Here is a 335-nt window from a genome sequence, read left to right as displayed (position 1 = left end):
GTGTAGAGCAGTATCGAATCAAAAACAAAGACCGCTGCATGGTGATACTGTCGAAGCATGATGAGATTCATGACAACACAGTGACGGCTGATGCGCTGGAAGATTACTACCAGATTATTTGGGATGAGCATGAAACACACAAGTTCAAGAAGATCTCTCAGCATCTGCAAACCATTAAAGCATTTAAGAATGCTTAGAGGTAAATGCCTAACAAGCCAATGATATTCGAGGACGACGATTATCAATTGCATGAACATATCAACAAGGCCTGCTTATGCAGGTCTTTTTTTATCCAGATCGTGTGTAATTCGCGCTCTTTTGAGCAAGATAATCTC

The 335-nt window shown here is 40.9% G+C and carries 1 protein-coding gene; it reads left to right on the top strand.

What is annotated here, in order from left to right:
* Positions 1 to 197 (top strand): YqiA/YcfP family alpha/beta fold hydrolase (locus AB4585_RS27675; RefSeq protein ID WP_372171954.1); only part of this gene is annotated, 197 nt, incomplete at its 5' end.
* Positions 198 to 335 lie beyond the last annotated feature (138 nt).

The sequence above is a fragment of the Vibrio sp. 10N.222.49.C9 genome (assembly GCF_041474985.1).
Lineage (GTDB): Bacteria > Pseudomonadota > Gammaproteobacteria > Enterobacterales > Vibrionaceae > Vibrio > Vibrio crassostreae_C.
This window is presented reverse-complemented; position numbering and strand designations above follow the sequence as displayed.